Annotated in this window: 1 protein-coding gene; it reads left to right on the forward strand. The window is 65.6% G+C overall.

Going from position 1 to position 456, the window contains the following annotated elements; all coding sequences use genetic code 11:
• Window positions 1-456 (forward strand): type VI secretion protein IcmF/TssM N-terminal domain-containing protein (locus EN925_RS39220; RefSeq protein ID WP_281040721.1); only part of this gene is annotated, 456 nt, incomplete at both ends.

Consider the following 456-nt stretch of genomic DNA (forward strand, 5'->3'; position numbering starts at 1 on the left):
CCCAACTGGCAAGCCTGTCCGAACCGATACAGGTGCTGGTCGAGGCAATGTTCGGCGAAAGCCGGTATGAAGAGGTCGCCTGGCTGCGCGGGCTCTATCTGACATCAGCGACGCAGGAAGGAGCGCCCATCGACCGGCTGACCGCGGCGCTGTCTTCGTCCTTCGGCCTGCCGCCGCGACGGGCGCTGCCCGCACCAAGGGTCGAAAAACGCAGCTTCTTCCTGAAGAACCTGCTGACCGAAGTCATCTTCAAGGAAGCGGGCCTCGGCACGTTCGATCCGCTGGCGCAACGGCGCCGCGCCTGGATCTGGCGGGGTGCGGCAGCCGCTTGCGCGGCGGCGGCATTGTTGGCCGGCGGGTTGTTCACCTGGTCCTATTTTGACAACCGCAACGCGATAACGGCCCAGGCAGGCCAGTTCGAAGCGCTGCAGACGCCGCTGACCTCCGTCGCTGCAA

It is taken from the genome of Mesorhizobium sp. M7A.F.Ca.US.006.04.2.1 (assembly GCF_004022915.1).
Taxonomy (GTDB): domain Bacteria; phylum Pseudomonadota; class Alphaproteobacteria; order Rhizobiales; family Rhizobiaceae; genus Mesorhizobium; species Mesorhizobium ciceri.